This window comes from Cohnella sp. GCM10027633 (assembly GCF_042675445.1).
GTDB lineage: Bacteria > Bacillota > Bacilli > Paenibacillales > Paenibacillaceae > Cohnella.
On sequence record NZ_JBHTGV010000017.1, the window covers coordinates 53775 to 70918 of the forward strand.

15 protein-coding genes and 1 tRNA gene are annotated in these 17144 nt (G+C 58.4%); 5 read left to right on the forward strand and 11 right to left on the reverse strand.

What is annotated here, in order from left to right:
* Nucleotides 1-112: 112 nt before the first annotated feature.
* Complete coding sequence (locus tag ACFQZG_RS24820; RefSeq protein WP_378157448.1) at nt 113-1915, forward strand: sensor histidine kinase; 1803 nt, start codon at nt 113-115, stop codon at nt 1913-1915.
* On the forward strand, nt 1902-3521 hold the full coding sequence (locus ACFQZG_RS24825; RefSeq protein WP_378157449.1) for a response regulator transcription factor: 1620 nt from the start codon (nt 1902-1904) through the stop codon (nt 3519-3521). Before ACFQZG_RS24820 ends, ACFQZG_RS24825 begins: the two co-directional genes overlap by 14 nt.
* Nucleotides 3522-3943: 422 nt before the next feature.
* Here the strand turns inward: ACFQZG_RS24825 and eno are convergent, their stop codons facing one another.
* The 6 genes from eno to ACFQZG_RS24855 form a co-directional block, all read right to left on the reverse strand.
* Nucleotides 3944-5236 (reverse strand): phosphopyruvate hydratase, encoded by a 1293-nt coding sequence (gene eno, locus ACFQZG_RS24830; protein WP_378157450.1) that lies wholly within the window; start codon nt 5234-5236, stop codon nt 3944-3946.
* 223 nt (nt 5237-5459) lie between these two features.
* Nucleotides 5460-6992, reverse strand: coding sequence for a 2,3-bisphosphoglycerate-independent phosphoglycerate mutase (gene gpmI, locus ACFQZG_RS24835; RefSeq protein WP_378157451.1), 1533 nt, complete (start codon nt 6990-6992; stop codon nt 5460-5462).
* A 1-nt stretch (nt 6993) separates the two neighbouring features.
* Nucleotides 6994-7749 carry a triose-phosphate isomerase gene (gene tpiA / locus ACFQZG_RS24840; protein ID WP_378157452.1) on the reverse strand — a complete coding sequence of 252 codons (756 nt, stop codon included), beginning with the start codon at nt 7747-7749 and terminating at the stop codon, nt 6994-6996.
* A gap of 12 nt (nt 7750-7761) precedes the next feature.
* Nucleotides 7762-8943 carry a phosphoglycerate kinase gene (locus tag ACFQZG_RS24845; protein WP_378157453.1) on the reverse strand — a complete coding sequence of 394 codons (1182 nt, stop codon included), beginning with the start codon at nt 8941-8943 and terminating at the stop codon, nt 7762-7764.
* A 175-nt stretch (nt 8944-9118) separates the two neighbouring features.
* The gene (gap, locus tag ACFQZG_RS24850) at nt 9119-10123 is read right to left on the reverse strand and encodes a type I glyceraldehyde-3-phosphate dehydrogenase (RefSeq protein ID WP_378157454.1); all 1005 of its coding nucleotides are present in this window, start codon (nt 10121-10123) and stop codon (nt 9119-9121) included.
* Between the two features lie 101 nt (nt 10124-10224).
* Nucleotides 10225-11247, reverse strand: coding sequence for a sugar-binding transcriptional regulator (locus tag ACFQZG_RS24855; protein WP_378157455.1), 1023 nt, complete (start codon nt 11245-11247; stop codon nt 10225-10227).
* A 252-nt stretch (nt 11248-11499) separates the two neighbouring features.
* Here ACFQZG_RS24855 and ACFQZG_RS24860 point away from each other — a divergent pair.
* The 3 genes from ACFQZG_RS24860 (at nt 11500) to sda (ending at nt 12724) form a co-directional block, all read left to right on the forward strand.
* A tRNA-Arg gene (locus ACFQZG_RS24860) sits at nt 11500-11574 on the forward strand.
* Nucleotides 11575-11730: 156 nt separating this feature from the next.
* Entirely contained in the window at nt 11731-12315 is a 585-nt protein-coding gene (clpP, locus tag ACFQZG_RS24865; protein ID WP_378157456.1) for an ATP-dependent Clp endopeptidase proteolytic subunit ClpP, read from the forward strand.
* Between the two features lie 154 nt (nt 12316-12469).
* Nucleotides 12470-12724, forward strand: coding sequence for a sporulation histidine kinase inhibitor Sda (sda, locus tag ACFQZG_RS24870; protein ID WP_378157457.1), 255 nt, complete (start codon nt 12470-12472; stop codon nt 12722-12724).
* Nucleotides 12725-12889: 165 nt separating this feature from the next.
* Here the strand turns inward: sda and ACFQZG_RS24875 are convergent, their stop codons facing one another.
* The 5 genes from ACFQZG_RS24875 to ACFQZG_RS24895 form a co-directional block, all read right to left on the reverse strand.
* Nucleotides 12890-13159 carry an HPr family phosphocarrier protein gene (locus ACFQZG_RS24875; protein ID WP_123042820.1) on the reverse strand — a complete coding sequence of 90 codons (270 nt, stop codon included), beginning with the start codon at nt 13157-13159 and terminating at the stop codon, nt 12890-12892.
* A gap of 100 nt (nt 13160-13259) precedes the next feature.
* Nucleotides 13260-14195, reverse strand: coding sequence for a DNA-binding protein WhiA (whiA, locus tag ACFQZG_RS24880; RefSeq protein WP_378157458.1), 936 nt, complete (start codon nt 14193-14195; stop codon nt 13260-13262).
* Between the two features lie 3 nt (nt 14196-14198).
* The gene (locus ACFQZG_RS24885) at nt 14199-15188 is read right to left on the reverse strand and encodes a gluconeogenesis factor YvcK family protein (protein ID WP_378157459.1); all 990 of its coding nucleotides are present in this window, start codon (nt 15186-15188) and stop codon (nt 14199-14201) included.
* A gap of 9 nt (nt 15189-15197) precedes the next feature.
* Complete coding sequence (rapZ, locus tag ACFQZG_RS24890) at nt 15198-16088, reverse strand: RNase adapter RapZ (RefSeq protein ID WP_378157460.1); 891 nt, start codon at nt 16086-16088, stop codon at nt 15198-15200.
* 99 nt (nt 16089-16187) lie between these two features.
* Nucleotides 16188-17144: an ROK family glucokinase gene (locus tag ACFQZG_RS24895; RefSeq protein ID WP_378157461.1), complete on the reverse strand. Its 957-nt coding sequence runs from the start codon at nt 17142-17144 to the stop codon at nt 16188-16190.

Below are 17144 nucleotides of genomic sequence, written 5' to 3' on the forward strand. Positions count from 1 at the left end.
CCTGAAAACGACGATGAAGGTGCGGTTTTTTCGAATCCGATTTACATACGCTCGCAGGTGACCTATATATAAAATAGAGGGACGAACGCGTTGCCGAAAGAGGGGTTGTCCGATGAACGTCCGCTCGTTGCGGGTCAAAAGCTATCGCGAATGGAGCATCAAACGGAAGCTGTTGACGATGACCGGCTTGCTGCTGCTCGGCTCGGTGTTCCTTGAATCGTACTTGTCCTATACCCAGTACACGAGAGACCTCGAGCGGCAATCGTCGGACAAGGTCCAGCAGATCATCGAGCAAGTGGCGCTGAACATCGACACCTACCTCGACGACTTGTACAGGCTGACGCTGTTCCCTTATCGCAACGCCGCGATCATGAAGGCGCTCGAGGAAGAGGGCGACCGCTCGGAGCTTGGGCAGTTGGAGAAAAGAAGGCTCATCGAAGGCTTCCTCGACGAGTCGCTTATCTATCCCCGCAAGGACATTCTGCGCGTCTCGATCATGACCGACCGGATCTACTCGAGCGCCCGCTTGCCGACCAGCCTCGTGCCCGATGAGGACGTCGAATCGTACGACTGGTACAAGAAGGCGTTGTCTTCCCAGGAATATATCTTCGTGCCGTCGAGCGCGCAACCTTCCGGAGAAGGCAACGTGCCCGTCTTCTCGATTGTCAAGCAACTCCGCAGCATTAGCAATACGCAGACGATCATCGGCGTCATCAAGGCCGACGCCAATTACAACGGCATCGCGGACATCGCCGGCCGCGTGCAGATGGGGCAAGACGGAGGCCTGTTCATCCTTGACGACAAGAACCACTTCATCTACTCTTCCGACGACGATTTCCAAGAGACGGTGCTGTCGGCGATAGCCGCCGGCGAAGATACGCACGGCGACTACTTGCTGAACCGGGCGACGATCTCCCGGATCGGCTGGAGCATCGTCTCCGTCAACTCGGTCGCGGAGATGAAGCAAGGCGCGATCCAGACCCGCAACACCGCGTTCCTGTTCGCCGTCGGCTGCGCCCTGTTCGGAATCGCGGTGCTCGTATACCTGATCCGCAAGTTCCTAGCGCCGCTCCTGTCCGTGGTGAAACTGATGAAGGAAGTCGAGCACGGACGCCTGGACGTCGTCTTCCGCGGCGATCGGCAGGACGAGATGGGCTATCTCGGCTCGGCGTTCAACCGGCTTGTCGGCAAAATCGCCGGCATGCTGAGCGAGAACACGAAGCTGGTCAAGGAAGTGTACGAATCGAAGCTGCTGCAGCAGGAGGCGCAGATCCACGCGCTGTTCAGCCAGATTCGGCCTCACTTCCTGTTCAACACGCTGAACCTGATCAGCCTGACGATGCAGTCCGGCGAGCAAGAGAAGGCGATCTCTCATATCAACCGGTTGAGCAGCATTCTCCGGAGCATGTCCCAATGGGACAAGGAGATCGCGCTCGGCAAGGAACTCGAGCTGCTGCACGCGTACTTGGGCATCCAGAGCAGCCGCTACGAAGGGCGGCTCTGCTACGAGATCGACATCCCTTCGTCGCTGCTCGGTATCGACGTTCCCGCGTTGCTCTTGCAGCCTCTCGTCGAGAACGCGGTCGTGCACGGCTGCGAACGGCGCAAGGGCAAGACGACGATTGCGATAATCGGCCGCGCTGAAGCGGACCGGATCGCGATCTCGGTAAGCGACGACGGCCCGGGCATGGACGAGAAGACGCTGGTCGCCCTGCGCGATAAGGTCGACGGATTGCCGGGCGAGGACGGAGCGAATCCGGCGCATACCGGCATCGGGCTCGCGAACGTCAACAAGCGGCTGAAGGCCAGATACGGCGAGGCGTTCGGGCTGAGCATCGAGAGCGCCCCGGGGAGCGGAACGACGGTAACCGTAACGATGCCCGCGGCGCAGGAGACGAGGGATGACCATGTATAGACTGTTGATCGTGGACGACGAACCGTTCGTGCGCGCGTATATCCGCAACAACGTAACATCGCTTCATCCGGAGTGGGAATGCGCCGGGGAAGCGGAGGACGGGCAGGACGCTCTGGACGCGCTCGATCGCGGGGAGACGTTCGACTTGATCGTTACCGACATCAAGATGCCGGTCATGGACGGCCTGGAGCTCGTACGGCGCGTCTCGGAGAGAGGCATTCGCACGAGGATGATCATCCTCTCCGGTTACGACGAATTCGCGCTTGCCAAGGAAGCGATCCGCTACGGGGTCGAAGACTACTTGCTGAAGCCGGTCGTCAAGGAAGAGCTGATCGCCGCGCTCGAGAAGACGAAGCTTCGGCTGGACGCCGATAAGGCGGACCGGCAATACCGGTCAAGCTTGTTGGCCCTCTCCGAAACGTCGCGGGAGCAAGTGGCGCGGCAGTTCCTGAGCGCGCTGGCGGCGGACAACGACGCGGAGACGAAGGCGCTGTACCCGATTCTGTTCCGGCTGAAGCTCAGCCTGATCGAAGCCGAGGGCGCGATTCTGCTGCTGGCGCTGGACGAAGGCGAGCTGCTGGGGCGATCCGCTTCGCCGAGCGAGGCGACGCTGTTCCGGTACATCCTGCACCAGACGGCGACGGAGCTCGCGGGCGGCGATATCGGCGGCACCGTCTTCTTCGACCGGGAACAGCGGACGGCGGTGCTCGTCCCGGGCGACGACGCGGCGGACGTCCGGGCGAAGTGCGAGAGGCTGTACCGCGAGCTGGCCTCGGCGATCTTCGGCATGACCGGCATGGGCCTGTGGGGCGCGGCGGGTTCCAGCGAGATGGACGTCCTGCAAGTGGTCGCCTCCTACCGCAAGGCGCGGCAGTCCTTGCAGCTTCGTCTGTTCCGGGGAGAAGCTTGCCTGCTCGGCGAGGATCAGACGGATGCGGACAAGGAGAAGATCCGATGGCTCGACAAGGACGCGCTGGACATTCATGCCGCATTCGCGAACGGCCAAGACGACGAGCTGTACGCCGCATTGAAGACGTTCGCGCTGCGGAACGGCATCGGCGATAATCGGACGATCGCGCGCTTCGGCGCCTATTTGATGAACCGGCTGGCCGCGTTCTCCAAGGAATCGGCGGAAGCATGGGCCGGTGGCGCGTGGATCGCGCTTAGGGACGCCGCCAACGCCCCTGATATCCGCTCCCCGGAAGACGTCGTCATCGCCTTGCGGCGCATGCTGCAGCGGGTTCAGGCCGCCTCTTCGCCGGCCGTCGCGCCGGACGAAGAGCACGACATCGTCGCTCGCGCGAAGCGATATATCGGCGAACATTACGGCGAACCTCTCAGCCTGGCGCTCGTCGCCGAGGCGACCGGCATGTCGCCGGGGTACTTGAGCAGCCTGTTCCACAAGAGCGCCGGAGAGTCTTATATCAAGTACGTTACGAGAATCCGGATGGAGAACGCCGCCGCGCTGCTGCGGATCAAGCCGCCGGAGAAGGTGTACGACGTCGCCGAGAAGGTCGGCTACGTCAGCGTGAAGCACTTCTCCTACGTGTTCAAGCAGCATTACGGCATTCCGCCGGGAGAGTATCAGGAGAAGGCATCGGAGTAGGCGAGGGTGCCGGGGGGATCGGTGTGTTTAGGGCTGGATCGGTGTGCTGGATCGGTGTGTTTAGGGCTGGATCGGGGTGCTGGATCGGGGTTCGGAATTCGGGAGCAGGCGCCACCGCTAACCCTCTCGCTCTCGCCGATGTATTCGGTTTTTCATGTTCATATTTGCTCTTTGGCCGGCTATAGACCGATGTATTTGATTTATCATATATAATTTCCGTTTATCGAACTCAAGCGCAAAATCTATTCGAAATATCATATACAACGGACCAAAACACCTTTAGGCCACACTACGAATATGAAATTTCGAATACATCCCCTAGGCAACCGCAACGTAAAAAAGGACGGACCGCGCACAGCGCAAGGGTCCGTCCTTCTTCGTTATGTGGTCGTGCCGGAATTCGAGAACTCGTATGCCTCGAATTACTTGAAGTTCTTGAGGTTGTAGAACGCTTTTTTGCCTGCATAGGACGCCGTGGAGCCCAGTTTGTCCTCGATGCGGAGCAATTGGTTGTACTTCGCGACGCGGTCGGAACGGGAAGGAGCGCCCGTTTTGATTTGACCCGCGTTCGTAGCGACCGCGATGTCCGCGATCGTGCTGTCTTCGGATTCGCCGGAACGGTGGGAGATAACGGCCGTGTAGCCGGCGCGTTGAGCCATCTCGATCGCGTCGAACGTCTCGGTCAAGGAACCGATTTGGTTGACTTTAACGAGGATCGAGTTGCCGATGCCTTGCTCGATGCCCGTGGACAGACGCTCGGTGTTCGTTACGAACAGATCGTCGCCGACGAGTTGGATTTTGCCGCCCAATTTCTCGGTAAGCAGCTTCCAACCTTCCCAGTCGTCTTCGGAGCAGCCGTCTTCGATCGTGATGATCGGATATTTGTCGGCCCAGCTAGCGAGCAGGTCGACGAACTCGGCAGGCGTGTAGGACTTGCCTTCGCCTTCGAGGTGGTATTTGCCGTCTTTGAAGAACTCGGTGGAAGCGACGTCCATGCCGAGGAATACGTCGACGCCTGGCTTGTAGCCGGCTTTTTCGATCGCGACGATAATCGTCGAGAGCGCTTCTTCGTTGGACGCGAAGTTCGGAGCGAAGCCGCCTTCGTCGCCTACTGCCGTGTTCAAGCCTTTGTCTTTAAGTACGGATTTCAGAGCGTGGAAAATCTCCGCGCCCGTGCGAAGAGCTTCCGCGAACGTAGGAGCGCCTACCGGCAGAACCATGAACTCTTGCACGTCGACGTTGTTGTCCGCGTGCGCGCCGCCGTTGATGATGTTCATCATCGGCACCGGCAGTTTCTTGGAGTTGAATCCGCCCAGGTATTGGTACAAAGGCACGTCAAGAGCTTCTGCAGCCGCGCGAGCGACCGCGATGGATACCGCGAGGATCGCGTTGGCGCCCAGCTTCGCTTTGTTCGGCGTGCCGTCGAGCGCGATCATTTTGTTGTCGATTTCGACTTGGTCGAGCGCATCGTAGCCGATGATTTCAGGCGCGATGATGGAGTTGACGTTCTCGACTGCTTTCAGAACGCCTTTGCCGAGGTAACGGCTTTTGTCGCCGTCGCGAAGCTCTACGGCTTCGTATGCGCCGGTCGATGCGCCGGATGGAACGATAGCGCGGCCGAGCGCGCCGGATTCGAGGCGTACTTCTACTTCTACGGTCGGGTTGCCGCGGGAATCAAGAATCTCGCGTGCGTAAACGTCGGTAATAATCGTCATGAGAAGAACACTCCTTGTTAATAATTAATAGTCGGTCGACGATGCGACCGATCCATCTAAGCCTACACATACCTGTCGCGCTAAAGGCGGAAGGAACAATGCTCTCGGAAGAGCGAAGCGTCCGCCTTTCGAATCCCTTAGCCACCTTAAAAATTCAATCAGGCTAAGGGATGAGAACAGCGGCTGGAGAGGGCATTGATTCCGTACGACTGATTTACGCGACTTACACCAACGACGTGCCCGTCATTTCCTTCGGCTGAGGCAGCTGCATCAGCTTCAGTAGCGTCGGAGCGACGTCGGCCAGGATGCCGCCTTCACGGAGAGCGCCGCCCGCTTGCGTGACTATGCAAGGCACCGGGTTCGTCGTGTGCGCCGTGAACGGGCGACCGTCGTCGTCGATGACCATATCGCCGTTACCGTGGTCCGCGATGATCACGGCGACGCCGCCCTTCGCGATAACCGCGTCGACCACTTGGCCGAGACAATCGTCCGTCGCTTCGACCGCCTTGATCGTCGGCTCCAGCATGCCGGAGTGTCCGACCATGTCGACGTTGGCGAAGTTCAGGATGATCGCGTCGTGGTTATCCGCCTCGATCTCCTTCACCGCCGCCGCGGCGACTTCGTACGCGCTCATCTCAGGCTGCAGGTCGTAGGTCGCGACCTTAGGCGAATTGATGAGGATGCGCGTCTCGCCGTCGAGCACGTGGTCGCGTCCGCCGCTGAAGAAGAACGTGACGTGCGGGTACTTCTCCGTCTCGGCGATGCGCAATTGCTTCTTGCCTTGCTGCACGAGCACTTCGCCGAACGTGTTGTCGAGCTCCTTGGGCTTATACGCGACAAGGCCCCCTACGGTTTCAGCGAACAGCGTCATGCAGACGAAGTATAAGTTCTTCGGAACGCCGGGACCGCGATCGAAGCCGCGGAAGTCCTCGTTCGTGAACACGTTCGACAGCTGAATCGCGCGGTCCGGGCGGAAGTTGAAGAAGATGACCGCGTCTTCGGACTCGACGACCGCGTTCGGCTTGCCGTCCGCGCCCACGATTACTGTCGGCACGAAGAACTCGTCGTATACGTTGTTCTCGTACGATTCCTGCACCGCCGCGATCGGATCGACCGCCGTCGGGCCTTCGCCGTACACCATCGCGCGATACGACTTCTCGACGCGATCCCAGCGCTTGTCGCGATCCATCGCGTAGTAGCGGCCTTGAACGGTCGCAAGCGTACCTACGCCGACTTCCTCGATCTTCGCGAGCAACTGATGCAGGAAGTTGATGCCGCTATCCGGCGAGACGTCGCGTCCGTCGAGGAATGCATGGATGTACACGTCGTTCAGTTCTTCCTTCTTCGCCAGCTCGAGCAGCGCGAACAGATGGTCGATATGGCTATGGACGCCGCCGTTGGACAACAGGCCGTACAGATGCAGCTTCTTGCCGTTCGTCTTCGCGTGCCGGATTGCGCCGAGCAACGTCTCGTTCGCGTAGAACTCCTCGTCGCGAATCGACTTCGTGATGCGGGTCAAGTCTTGGTACACGATACGTCCCGCGCCGATATTCAGGTGGCCGACCTCGGAGTTGCCCATCTGACCTTCCGGTAAGCCGACGGCCTCGCCGCAAGCGACCAGCGTCGTGTGAGGGTAAGCGTTCCAGTAACGGTCGTAGTTCGGCTTGTTCGCCTGGGCCACGGCGTTGCCGTGCGTCTCCTGGCGAAGGCCGAAGCCGTCGAGAATGATGAGCGCTACGGGTTTCGGTGCAGCCATCTTACTTCGCCCCTTCGACGAGCGCCACGTAAGACGCCGGTTCAAGGCTGGCGCCGCCAACGAGCGCGCCGTCGATATCGGACTTGCTCATGTACTCCGCGACCGTGTTCGGCTTAACGGAACCGCCGTACTGGATGCGGACTTTCGCCGCTACGTCCGCGCCGTATAGGCCGGCGACGACTTGGCGGATATAGGCCGTTACTTCGTTCGCGTCGTCCGCGGTCGAAGACTTGCCCGTTCCGATCGCCCAGATCGGTTCGTACGCGATAATCGCGGCCGCGACTTGCTCGGCGGATAGACCGACTAACGCGCCTTCGGTTTGCACGCGGCACACTTCTTTGGTCTGGCCGGCTTCGCGCTCTTCGAGCTTCTCGCCGACGCAGATAATCGGAACGATGCCGTGCTTGAACGCGGCGTGGGCTTTCTTGTTGACCGTCTCGTCCGTCTCCGCGAAATACTGGCGACGCTCCGAATGGCCGATAATGACGTAGTCCACGCCGATATTCTTCAGCATGACGCCGCTGATCTCGCCCGTGTACGCGCCGTTGTCTTCGAAGTGCAGGTTTTGCGCGCCGATCTTGATGCTCGTTCCCTTAACCGCTTCGACCAATGCCGGAAGCGCGGTGAACGGAGCGCATATGACGCTCTCGACGCCGGCGACTTCCGCTTTGCCTTTCACTTCGGCGACGAAGGACGTCGCTTCGGAGACGGTTTTGAACATTTTCCAGTTGCCTGCGATAATCGGTGTTCTGCTCATGTTTTCTCGCTCCTATTTGTCGTTCAGCGCGACTACGCCTGGAAGAGCCTTGCCTTCCATGAACTCCAGCGATGCGCCGCCGCCCGTCGAGATATGGTCCATCTTATCGGCCAAGTGGAACTTCTCCGCGGCCGCCGCGGAGTCGCCGCCGCCGATGACCGTGTAGCCCGCAGTCTCCGCGCAAGCTTGCGCGACGGCTAACGTGCCGTGGGAGAACGGTTCGATCTCGAATACGCCCATCGGTCCGTTCCAGACGACGAGCTTCGAGTTCTTGATGACGTCCGCGTAGATCTCGCGCGTCTTCGGCCCGATGTCGATGCCTTCCCAATCGGGAAGGATGCCGTCGGTGTCGACGATCTTCGTGTTCGCCTTCGCGCTGAATTCGTCGGTGATGACGATATCGACCGGCAGGTAGAAGTTCTTGCCGAGCTTCTTCGCCTTCTCGAGGAATTCGATCGTCAGATCCAGCTTGGAGTTGTCGCACAGCGATTGGCCAATCTCCTTGCCTTGCGCCTTCAGGAACGTGTAGGACAACCCGCCGCCGATAACGATGTTGTCGGCGATCTCGATCATCTTGTTGATGACGTCGATTTTGTCCTTGACCTTGGAACCCCCGACGATCGCCGTGAACGGACGCTCCGGATTGTTGAGCGCTTTGCCGAGCACGTCGAGCTCCTTCTCCATCAGCAAGCCGGATACGGCCGGCAAGAAGTGCGCTACGCCTTCCGTGGATGCATGCGCGCGGTGAGCGGCGCCGAACGCGTCGTTCACGTACAGGTCCGCCAGCTCCGCGAACGCTTGGGCCAGCGCGGAATCGTTGCTCTCTTCGCCCGCTTCGAAACGCACGTTCTCGAGAAGAAGCACGTCGCCGTTATTCAGAGCGTCCACTTGCGCCTTAACGGCAGCGCCGACGACTTCGTTCGCCTTCGCGACCGGTTTGCCGAGCAGTTCGGACAAGCGTGCCGCGACCGGCGTCAAGCGCAAGCCGTCCACGACTTCGCCTTTCGGACGGCCCAAGTGGCTCGCCAGAATGACCTTCGCGCCGCCTTCGATCAAGTAACGGATCGTCGGGAGCGTCTCGCGGATCCGCGTATCGTCCGTAATGGCGCCGTTCTCGAGCGGGACGTTAAAGTCCACGCGAACGAGCACTCTTTGGCCTGCAACCTCAACATCTCTTACGCTTTTCTTATTCAAGTACGATTCCTCCTCGGGTAGCCTCTACATTGCCTATCCATGAAGCAGGACACCCGCTGCGCAACCTTACCCGGCGGCGTTAGCCGCGGTTGGTTGTCACCGCTAAGGGTGTCCGAGGGGCAACTCCCTCGAATCCCCCTGCGAGAGGGGGATCCTGGGGTTGCTTATAGCTTGATTACAGGCCTTTGCTTGCGATGAATGCGGCGAGGTCGACTACGCGGTTGGAATAGCCCCACTCGTTGTCGTACCAAGAAACGACTTTAACCATGTTGCCTTCGACGACCATCGTCGACAGCGCGTCGATCGTGGAGGAAGCAGGGTCGCTGTTGTAGTCGCTCGATACGAGCGGCTCGTCGGAGTAGTTCAAGATGCCTTTAAGCGGGCCGTCGGCAGCAGCTTTCAGAGCAGCGTTGACTTCGTCTACCGTTACGTTTACTTTCAACTCGGCAACGAGATCCGTTACGGATACGTTAGGCGTAGGAACGCGGAACGACATGCCGTTCAGCTTGCCTTTCAGTTCAGGCAATACGAGACCGATCGCTTTCGCGGCGCCCGTCGAAGAAGGAATGATGTTCTCTGCCGCCGCGCGAGCGCGACGCAGGTCTTTGTGCGGCAAGTCGAGAACGCTTTGGTCGTTCGTATAGGAGTGGATCGTCGTCATCATGCCTTTGACGATGCCGAATTGGTCGTTAAGCACTTTCGAGAACGGCGCGAGGCAGTTCGTCGTGCAAGAAGCGTTGGAGATAATCGTGTGAGCGGAAGCATCGTATTTATCTTCGTTAACGCCCAGAACGATCGTGATGTCTTCGTTCGTTGCGGGAGCGGAGATGATGACTTTTTTGGCGCCGCCTTTCAGGTGAAGCTCGGCTTTTTCTTTCGCGGTGAAGATACCCGTCGATTCAACGACGATCTCAGCGCCTACGGAAGCCCAAGGAAGGTTGCCTGGATCGCGCTCTGCGAACACTTTGATCGTTTTGCCGTTGACGATAAGAGCGCCTTCGCCCACTTCAACGGTTCCGTCCAGACGACCATGCGTAGTGTCATATTTGAGCAGGTGAGCCAGCGTGCTTACGTCCGTCAAGTCGTTGATTGCGACGACTTCGACGTTAGGGTTGTTCAGGGATGCGCGGAATACGTTACGACCGATACGTCCAAAGCCGTTGATACCGATTTTTACCATTAGGGTTTCCTCCTTAGAATAGCCACTCTGATTTGATCTATGTCAAGCGCGGGTTCGCGCCGGGACAACTAGCTCCTAGCTTCCATACATGAATTACCCAATCAAATGTGCTTCAGCGCTTCCTCCGCGCCCGCTTCGTCCGTCACGAGCACGTCGTCGTGTCCGAACCGCATGACCGAAGCGATCGCTTCGCCCTTGCTGCGTCCGCCCGCGATGCCGATCACGATGCCCGCCGCCTCGATATCTTCGAGCCGCAAGCCCGCCGTCGCCATTCGGTGCACGACCTTGCCGGTACGATCGAAATAATATCCGAACGCCTCCGCCAACGCGCCGTCCTTCACCAGCTCATCCTTCGTGCCGTCGCTTAGCTTCCGCCTGCGCGCCATCGTAAGCGCGTCCCCGATCCCGTGCACGACGATTCTCGCGCTGCGGATCATATCGACGACTTCGCGTACGTTCGGCTCCTGCATGAGCGTCTGATAAGCTTCCTCGCTCAGATGATCCGGCACGTGAAGCATCCGGTACCTTGCTCCCGTCCGTTTGGCCAGTTCCGCGGCAATCGTGTTCGCTTGGTAGTCGACGCTCTCGCCGAGTCCCCCGCGAGCCGGTACGAACCAATTGTCCCTCAGTTGCGTCGGCGCTTGGAATTGCGAAGCCATTCTCGCCATCGTCGAGCCGCCCATGACCGCCACCACGTCTCCGGAGGATAAGCTCTCGCGAAGCACTCGTCCGGCCGCGCGCCCCATCTCGCGCTTGATATGGTCGGAGGAATCGGAATCTCCCGGAACGATAATGACCCGCTTCAGCCCGAAAGCCCGGCGAACCGCCTCCTCCATGTCGGACAATCCGAAGAGCTCCTTGACGACCGGCTCCATCTCTTCGACCAGTTGCCGTCCGGCATCGCTAAGCGCCATGCCGACCGTTCCGATCTCGAGCAAGCCTTGGGCGCGCAACACTTCCAGCTCGGACCGCAAGACGCGCTCGGTCAGATCTACGCCGGACGCGAGCGTTCGCCGTCCGATCGTTCCCGACACGAAGATATGCCGCAGAATATCGTAACGCTTCTCCATCGTCTGGAGAATGTCCGGGATGAGCTTCTTTTGTATGTCCACGATTTTTCGCATGTATCCGCGTCTATCCTCCCGGCAACCGACAGTCATCCTCGGCACTCATGCGATTGCGATTCGTTGGTCACGAATCGTCCCACCACTTACTTTTAAGTCCCACCACTATATTATCGAAAATCGTTGAACGATGCAACCACCAACGTCCACGAAATGAACAAATTTACTCCTGTAGAATCGCTTGCTTTTCGAGACCGAATGACCTATAATAACTCTTGCTGTCACTCTTAATTGGTATCTACCGATTAACTTGCGCCCGTGGTCCAACGGATATGACGTAGGCCTCCGGAGCCTGAGATCGAGGTTCGATTCCTCGCGGGCGCGCCAACAATCGCTAACGCGAACCAACCAATAGCATACAGCAGAACCGGCCGTTCCATACGGCCGGTTTTTTTGTTGCGCAAGCCTCTTTGACGTTCTTTGACTTTTGTTCGCGATTTCGCTATGATAAGGAAACTAAAATCATGAGGAGGGACGTCAAACATGAGTTTCATTCCAATGGTCGTCGAACAAAGTAACCGCGGGGAAAGAGCCTATGACATCTATTCCCGTCTGCTGAAGGACCGCATCGTATTTCTGGGTACTCCGGTGAATGACGTAGTCGCCAACTCCATCATTGCGCAGCTGCTGTTCTTGGCCGCTGAAGACCCCGAGAAGGACATCCACCTATACATCAACAGCCCGGGCGGAAGCATCACTTCCGGCATGGCCATCTACGATACGATGCAATTCATCAAGCCGGACGTATCCACGATCTGCGTGGGCATGGCCGCTTCCATGGGCGCGTTCCTGCTCGCGGCCGGCGCCAAAGGCAAACGCTTCGCGCTTCCGAACAGCGAAGTCATGATCCACCAGCCGCTCGGCGGCGCGGAAGGCCAAGCGAGCGATATCGAGATTCGCGCCCGCCGCATCCTGAAGATGCGCGACAAGCTCAACCGCATTCTATCCGAGCGCACGGGCCAACCGATCGAACGGATCGAGAAGGACACGGACCGCGACAACTTCATGGAAGCCGAGACGGCTCGCGAATACGGCTTGATCGATAAAGTCATCGACAAGATCGGCTAATAACACACCGCGGATCATCTGTCAAGCAAAATTCAAATCTTTGAATCCCCCCTCTTCCGTTCGGACAATCCATGGTATGCTATCACACAGAGGGAATACCATATACCTCCAGTTCTAGTCAGCACCTAGGAACAATGGAAGAGGGGGATCTAGCATGAACCAACGGTCCTATCCGTATGTCATCAGCAACCATACCGAGCACAGTGCGCGTTACCAACAGCCTCGCGATATCGAACCTATAGCCGCCCGCCGGCTAAGCGATAAAGCCTCGTTGCTTCGCCCGCTGCAAGATCAACATCTATTGGAAGTGTACCGGGAAGCCAAGAAGATGAATCTGTCGCTCGAGTTCATCGAGTTGCTCGAAGAAGCCATCAGCATTCGCCAACTGAACAACTACCAAGAAGCGTAAGCTCGCATCAATATGAACCGCCTTCCAATCGGAGGGCGGTTTTTTTGCGTTCCTATCCGATTCCCTGCATGCAGAAAAACCAGGATGCAGGCAAGGTTGCCATCTGCTTCCTGGTTTCTATCGGGATGCAAAAAGCCCCCGTCGCGGGAGCTTTAAGCTTCGGTATTATTGGTTCTCCAGCTCTTCTTTGCTCACGAGCTGCACTAAAGCGGTTACAGCTTGCTCTGCGTCGGAGCCTTCCGCGCTGATCGAGACTTCCGTACCGGAACTAATCGCAAGACTCATGATTCCCATGATGCTTTTGGCGTTAACTTTCTTGTCATCCTTCTCCACGAACACATCAGAGGAGAATTTATTGGCTTCTTGCACGAACAGTGCCGCCGGTCTGGCGTGAAGCCCCGTTTTTAGCCGAACAACCACCGGCTGTCTCGTCATGGAACGGCTACCCCCTATCTTTAATCGTCCCGCTCATCGGGAACCCCGTACATCGTTTCTTGACTATTATAACATTGAAGACGACAAATACGCTATACGTCTAAGCGCCGCCGTTTCGGATTTTTTCAGCCCATTCATCCAATTTTCGCAACCGATGGTTGACGCCGGACTTGCTGACCTGACCCTTAAGCAGATCGCCGACTTCCTTCAGATTCATGTCCGGATGCTGAAGGCGGATTTCGGCGACTTCCCGCAATTTATCGGGCAAATTGTGCAAACCGACTTCCTTCTGAAGCAGCTTGATATTGTCGATCTGCCTGACGGCCGCGCCGATCGTCTTGTTGAGGTTGGCCGTCTCGCAATTGACGATCCGGTTGACCGAATTGCGCATGTCTCTCATGATTCGAACGTCCTCGAATTTGAAAAGCGCTTGGTGAGCTCCGATAATGCTCAGGAATTCGATGATTTTCTCGCCTTCCTTGATATAGAGAACGAAGCCCTTCTTCCGCTCGATGAACCTGGCGTTCAGCTGGAACTTGTTCGCCAGATCGACGAGCGCTTGGCAATGCTCTTCGTATATCGAAGCGATCTCCAAATGATACGAGGAGCCCTCCGGATTGTTGACGGATCCTCCCGCCAGGAATGCCCCGCGCAGATACGCGCGCTTGCAGCAAGGCTTCTTGACCAGGTTCTTGTCGATGCTCGGATGGAATTGGAACCCTTCCGTCGTAATGGACAGTTCCTTTAGAATTTCCTCTACGCCGCCGGGTATTCGAACGACGTACACGTTGTTTTTCTTCAGACGCATTTTTTTGCGGACGAGCAGTTCCGTAGGCACGACGAAATGCCGTTTCAACAGCGTATAGATTCGGCGGGAAATGGCGGCATTCTCCGTCGCGATATCGAGGACGATGCGTTTGCCGGTTAGCGCTACCGAACCGTTCATTCGGATGAGCGCGGATAATTCCGCGCGCTCGCAGCAGCCGTCGGCGACGACCATCGTCAGCTCTTTTTTCGTTTGCGCGGCAAAAGACATGCTCTAGCCCTCCTTTCGAATCATCCAGTCTTCCACGAGATGATAGATATGATCGCTTAATCTGGCGGCATCGTGACGCAAGTACGTGCGGAACAGCACGAGCTTGTCGGCGATGACCTTGTACCCCCGGCGCGTAACCTCCTCGAGGTCCAGATGGACCGCCTTGGAGCCCTTCTCCGCGTACAGGCTCTGTACTTGCGGAGGAATCTCGCCGTCGTTCACGATGACGTAATCGAATAGATGATGGCCGATATGTTCATGAATCGCGACCAGATGGTCGCTGACGGAATAATCGTCGGTCTCGCCGGGCTGCGTCATGACGTTGCAGACGAACAGCTTCACCGCTTCGGACTTCACGATCGCCTCCGCCAGCTTCGGTACGATCAAGTTCGGAATGATGCTCGTATATAAGCTGCCCGGACCGATCAGAATCGCATCCGCTTGCTCCAACGCCTCCACCGCTTCGGGAAGCGGCTCGACCGCCTCCGGCTCGATGAACACTTTGCGGATCGCCAGACCCGACTTCGGAATGGTCGACTCGCCGACGACGATCGATCCGTCTTCCATCTCGGCCTTCAGCACGATCGCCTGATTGGCGGCGGGAAGCACGCGTCCGCGAACGGCGAAGATGCGGCTGAGCTCGGTGATTCCGGTCACGAAGTCTCCGGTAATATCGGTCATCGCGGCGAGAATCAGATTGCCCAGACTATGTCCGGAGAGCGCGCCGCCGCTGTTGAAGCGGTACTTAAGCACTTCGGCCAATAGCGGCTCCGTATCGGCTAACGCGGTCAGCACGTTGCGAATGTCTCCGGGCGGCGGAATTTGCAGCTCTTCCCTTAGAATGCCGGAGCTTCCTCCGTCGTCCGCGACCGTCACGATCGCGGTTATGTCGAGCGGCTTCTGCTTAAGCCCCCGCAGCATGACCGACAAGCCCGTGCCTCCGCCGATGACGACGATTCGCGGCTTGCGCGGTAAGTTCGGTTTGGTTGTCATCGCTTCACCTCAACTCTGGCGATCGCGATCCGCGTCGCGATGGCTAACCCGTACGTACTCCGTCTCGCTCGATCCGAGCCTGCGTCCGAGATACTCCGCAAGCGCCACGGAACGATGCTTGCCGCCCGTACAGCCGATGCCGATCACGACTTGACTCTTGCCTTCCTTGTGATACAGAGGAATCAAATATTGCAGCATGTCGAGCAGCTTCGCGAGGAACGTCTGCGTCTCCGGCCACTTCATGACGTAGTCGTACACTTCCGGCTCTTGGCCGGTCTTCGGCCGAAGCTGTTCCACGTAATGCGGATTCGGCAGGAAGCGGACGTCGAAGATCAAGTCCGCGTCGATCGGAACGCCGTACTTGAAGCCGAACGAGGTCACATTGATCGAGATGCTGTTGCGGTCGAGGTCGGTAAACCGGCCGATGATCTTCTCCTTCAGCGCCGCCGGCTTCAGGTTGCTCGTGTCGATAACCTGCGTCGCCCAGCCCTTCAGATCCTCCAGCAACTTGCGCTCGAGGCGGATGCCGTCCAGCGGCATGCCGTCCGGCGCGAGCGGATGCCTGCGGCGGCTTTCCTTGTAACGCTGCACGAGCACGCTGTCGGTCGAATCCAGGAACAGAATCTCGTAGTGGATCGTATAGTGCTCGCGGATATAGTTGAGCGATTCGGACAGCGCGGTGAAGAACTCCCGGCCGCGCAAGTCGATGACGAGCGCTACCTTCGCGATGCGCCCTTGCGATTGCTCGATCAGCTCCGCGAACTTCGGAATAAGCACAGGCGGCAAGTTATCGACGCAGAAGAACCCGAGATCTTCCAAACTCTGCACCGCGATCGTCTTCCCCGCTCCCGACATCCCCGTAATAATGACCAGCGTAGGTTGCTGCGTTATCGTATCCATAAGCTTCCTCTCCCCCAAATCGATCAAAGATCGGCTATGAACGACAGAACGCTTGACCCGCCGCGAGAACGGCGGAGCCAAGCGTCGATGCTTCTTGCGTCACGCGCGTAGGAACAGTCCCGCGGCTCCTACGACGCCGGCGTTATTCCCCAGCTCGGCCGCCACGATCTCGACGCCTTCTTGCGCCGCCCCTGGCGTAAGCTTCTGGAACACCTCGCGGATTTGGGCGAACAGGAATTCTCCCGCCTTGCTTACGCCGCCGCCGAGAATGAACCGCTGCGGGTTCACGACGACCGCCACGGCGGCCATCGACTTCCCGAGATAGAAGGCGGCGCGAGCGATGATCCGCTGCGCGACCTCGTCGCCGTTCTTCGCGGCGTCGAATACTTCCTTCGCTTCGTTCACGCCGTTCTCCAGCAGCGACAGCGACGTCCGGTCCCCGCGTCCGACGGCATCGCGCGCCATTCGGATGATGCCCGTCGCCGACGATACCGTCTCTAGGCAGCCCATCTTGCCGCAGCCGCACTGGATCGCTTCCAGATCCGGCACGACCGACATATGGCCGAGCTCGCCGGCCATTCCCTTCGATCCTTCGATCAGCCGATCGTTCAGGATGATTCCGCCGCCGACGCCCGTGCCGAGCGTGTAGCATACGCAGTTCGGAATTCCCCTGCCCGCGCCGCCCCATGCTTCCCCGAGAGCCGCCACGTTGGCGTCGTTATTGATCTTGACGGGCTTGCCAAGCTTCTCTTCCATGATTTGCTTCACGGGCACGTTGCGGAACGGCAGGTTCGCGGAGAAATCGATGATTCCTTCCGGAATGTTCAGGAATCCCGCGATTCCGATGCCTACGCCGGCCAGCGCTTCCCACTCGGGCGTTCCGGGCGGGACGAGCTCCTTGACGTATTCCGCGATGTTGGCCAGAACGGCGTCCGAGCCGCCCGCCGACCCGGTCGGGCCTTCGTGCGTGCGAAGCAAATCTCCAGAAGCGTTGCAAAGTCCTACTTTAATGGCGGTTCCGCCAAGATCTACGCCTACGTACAGCAATTGTGACAT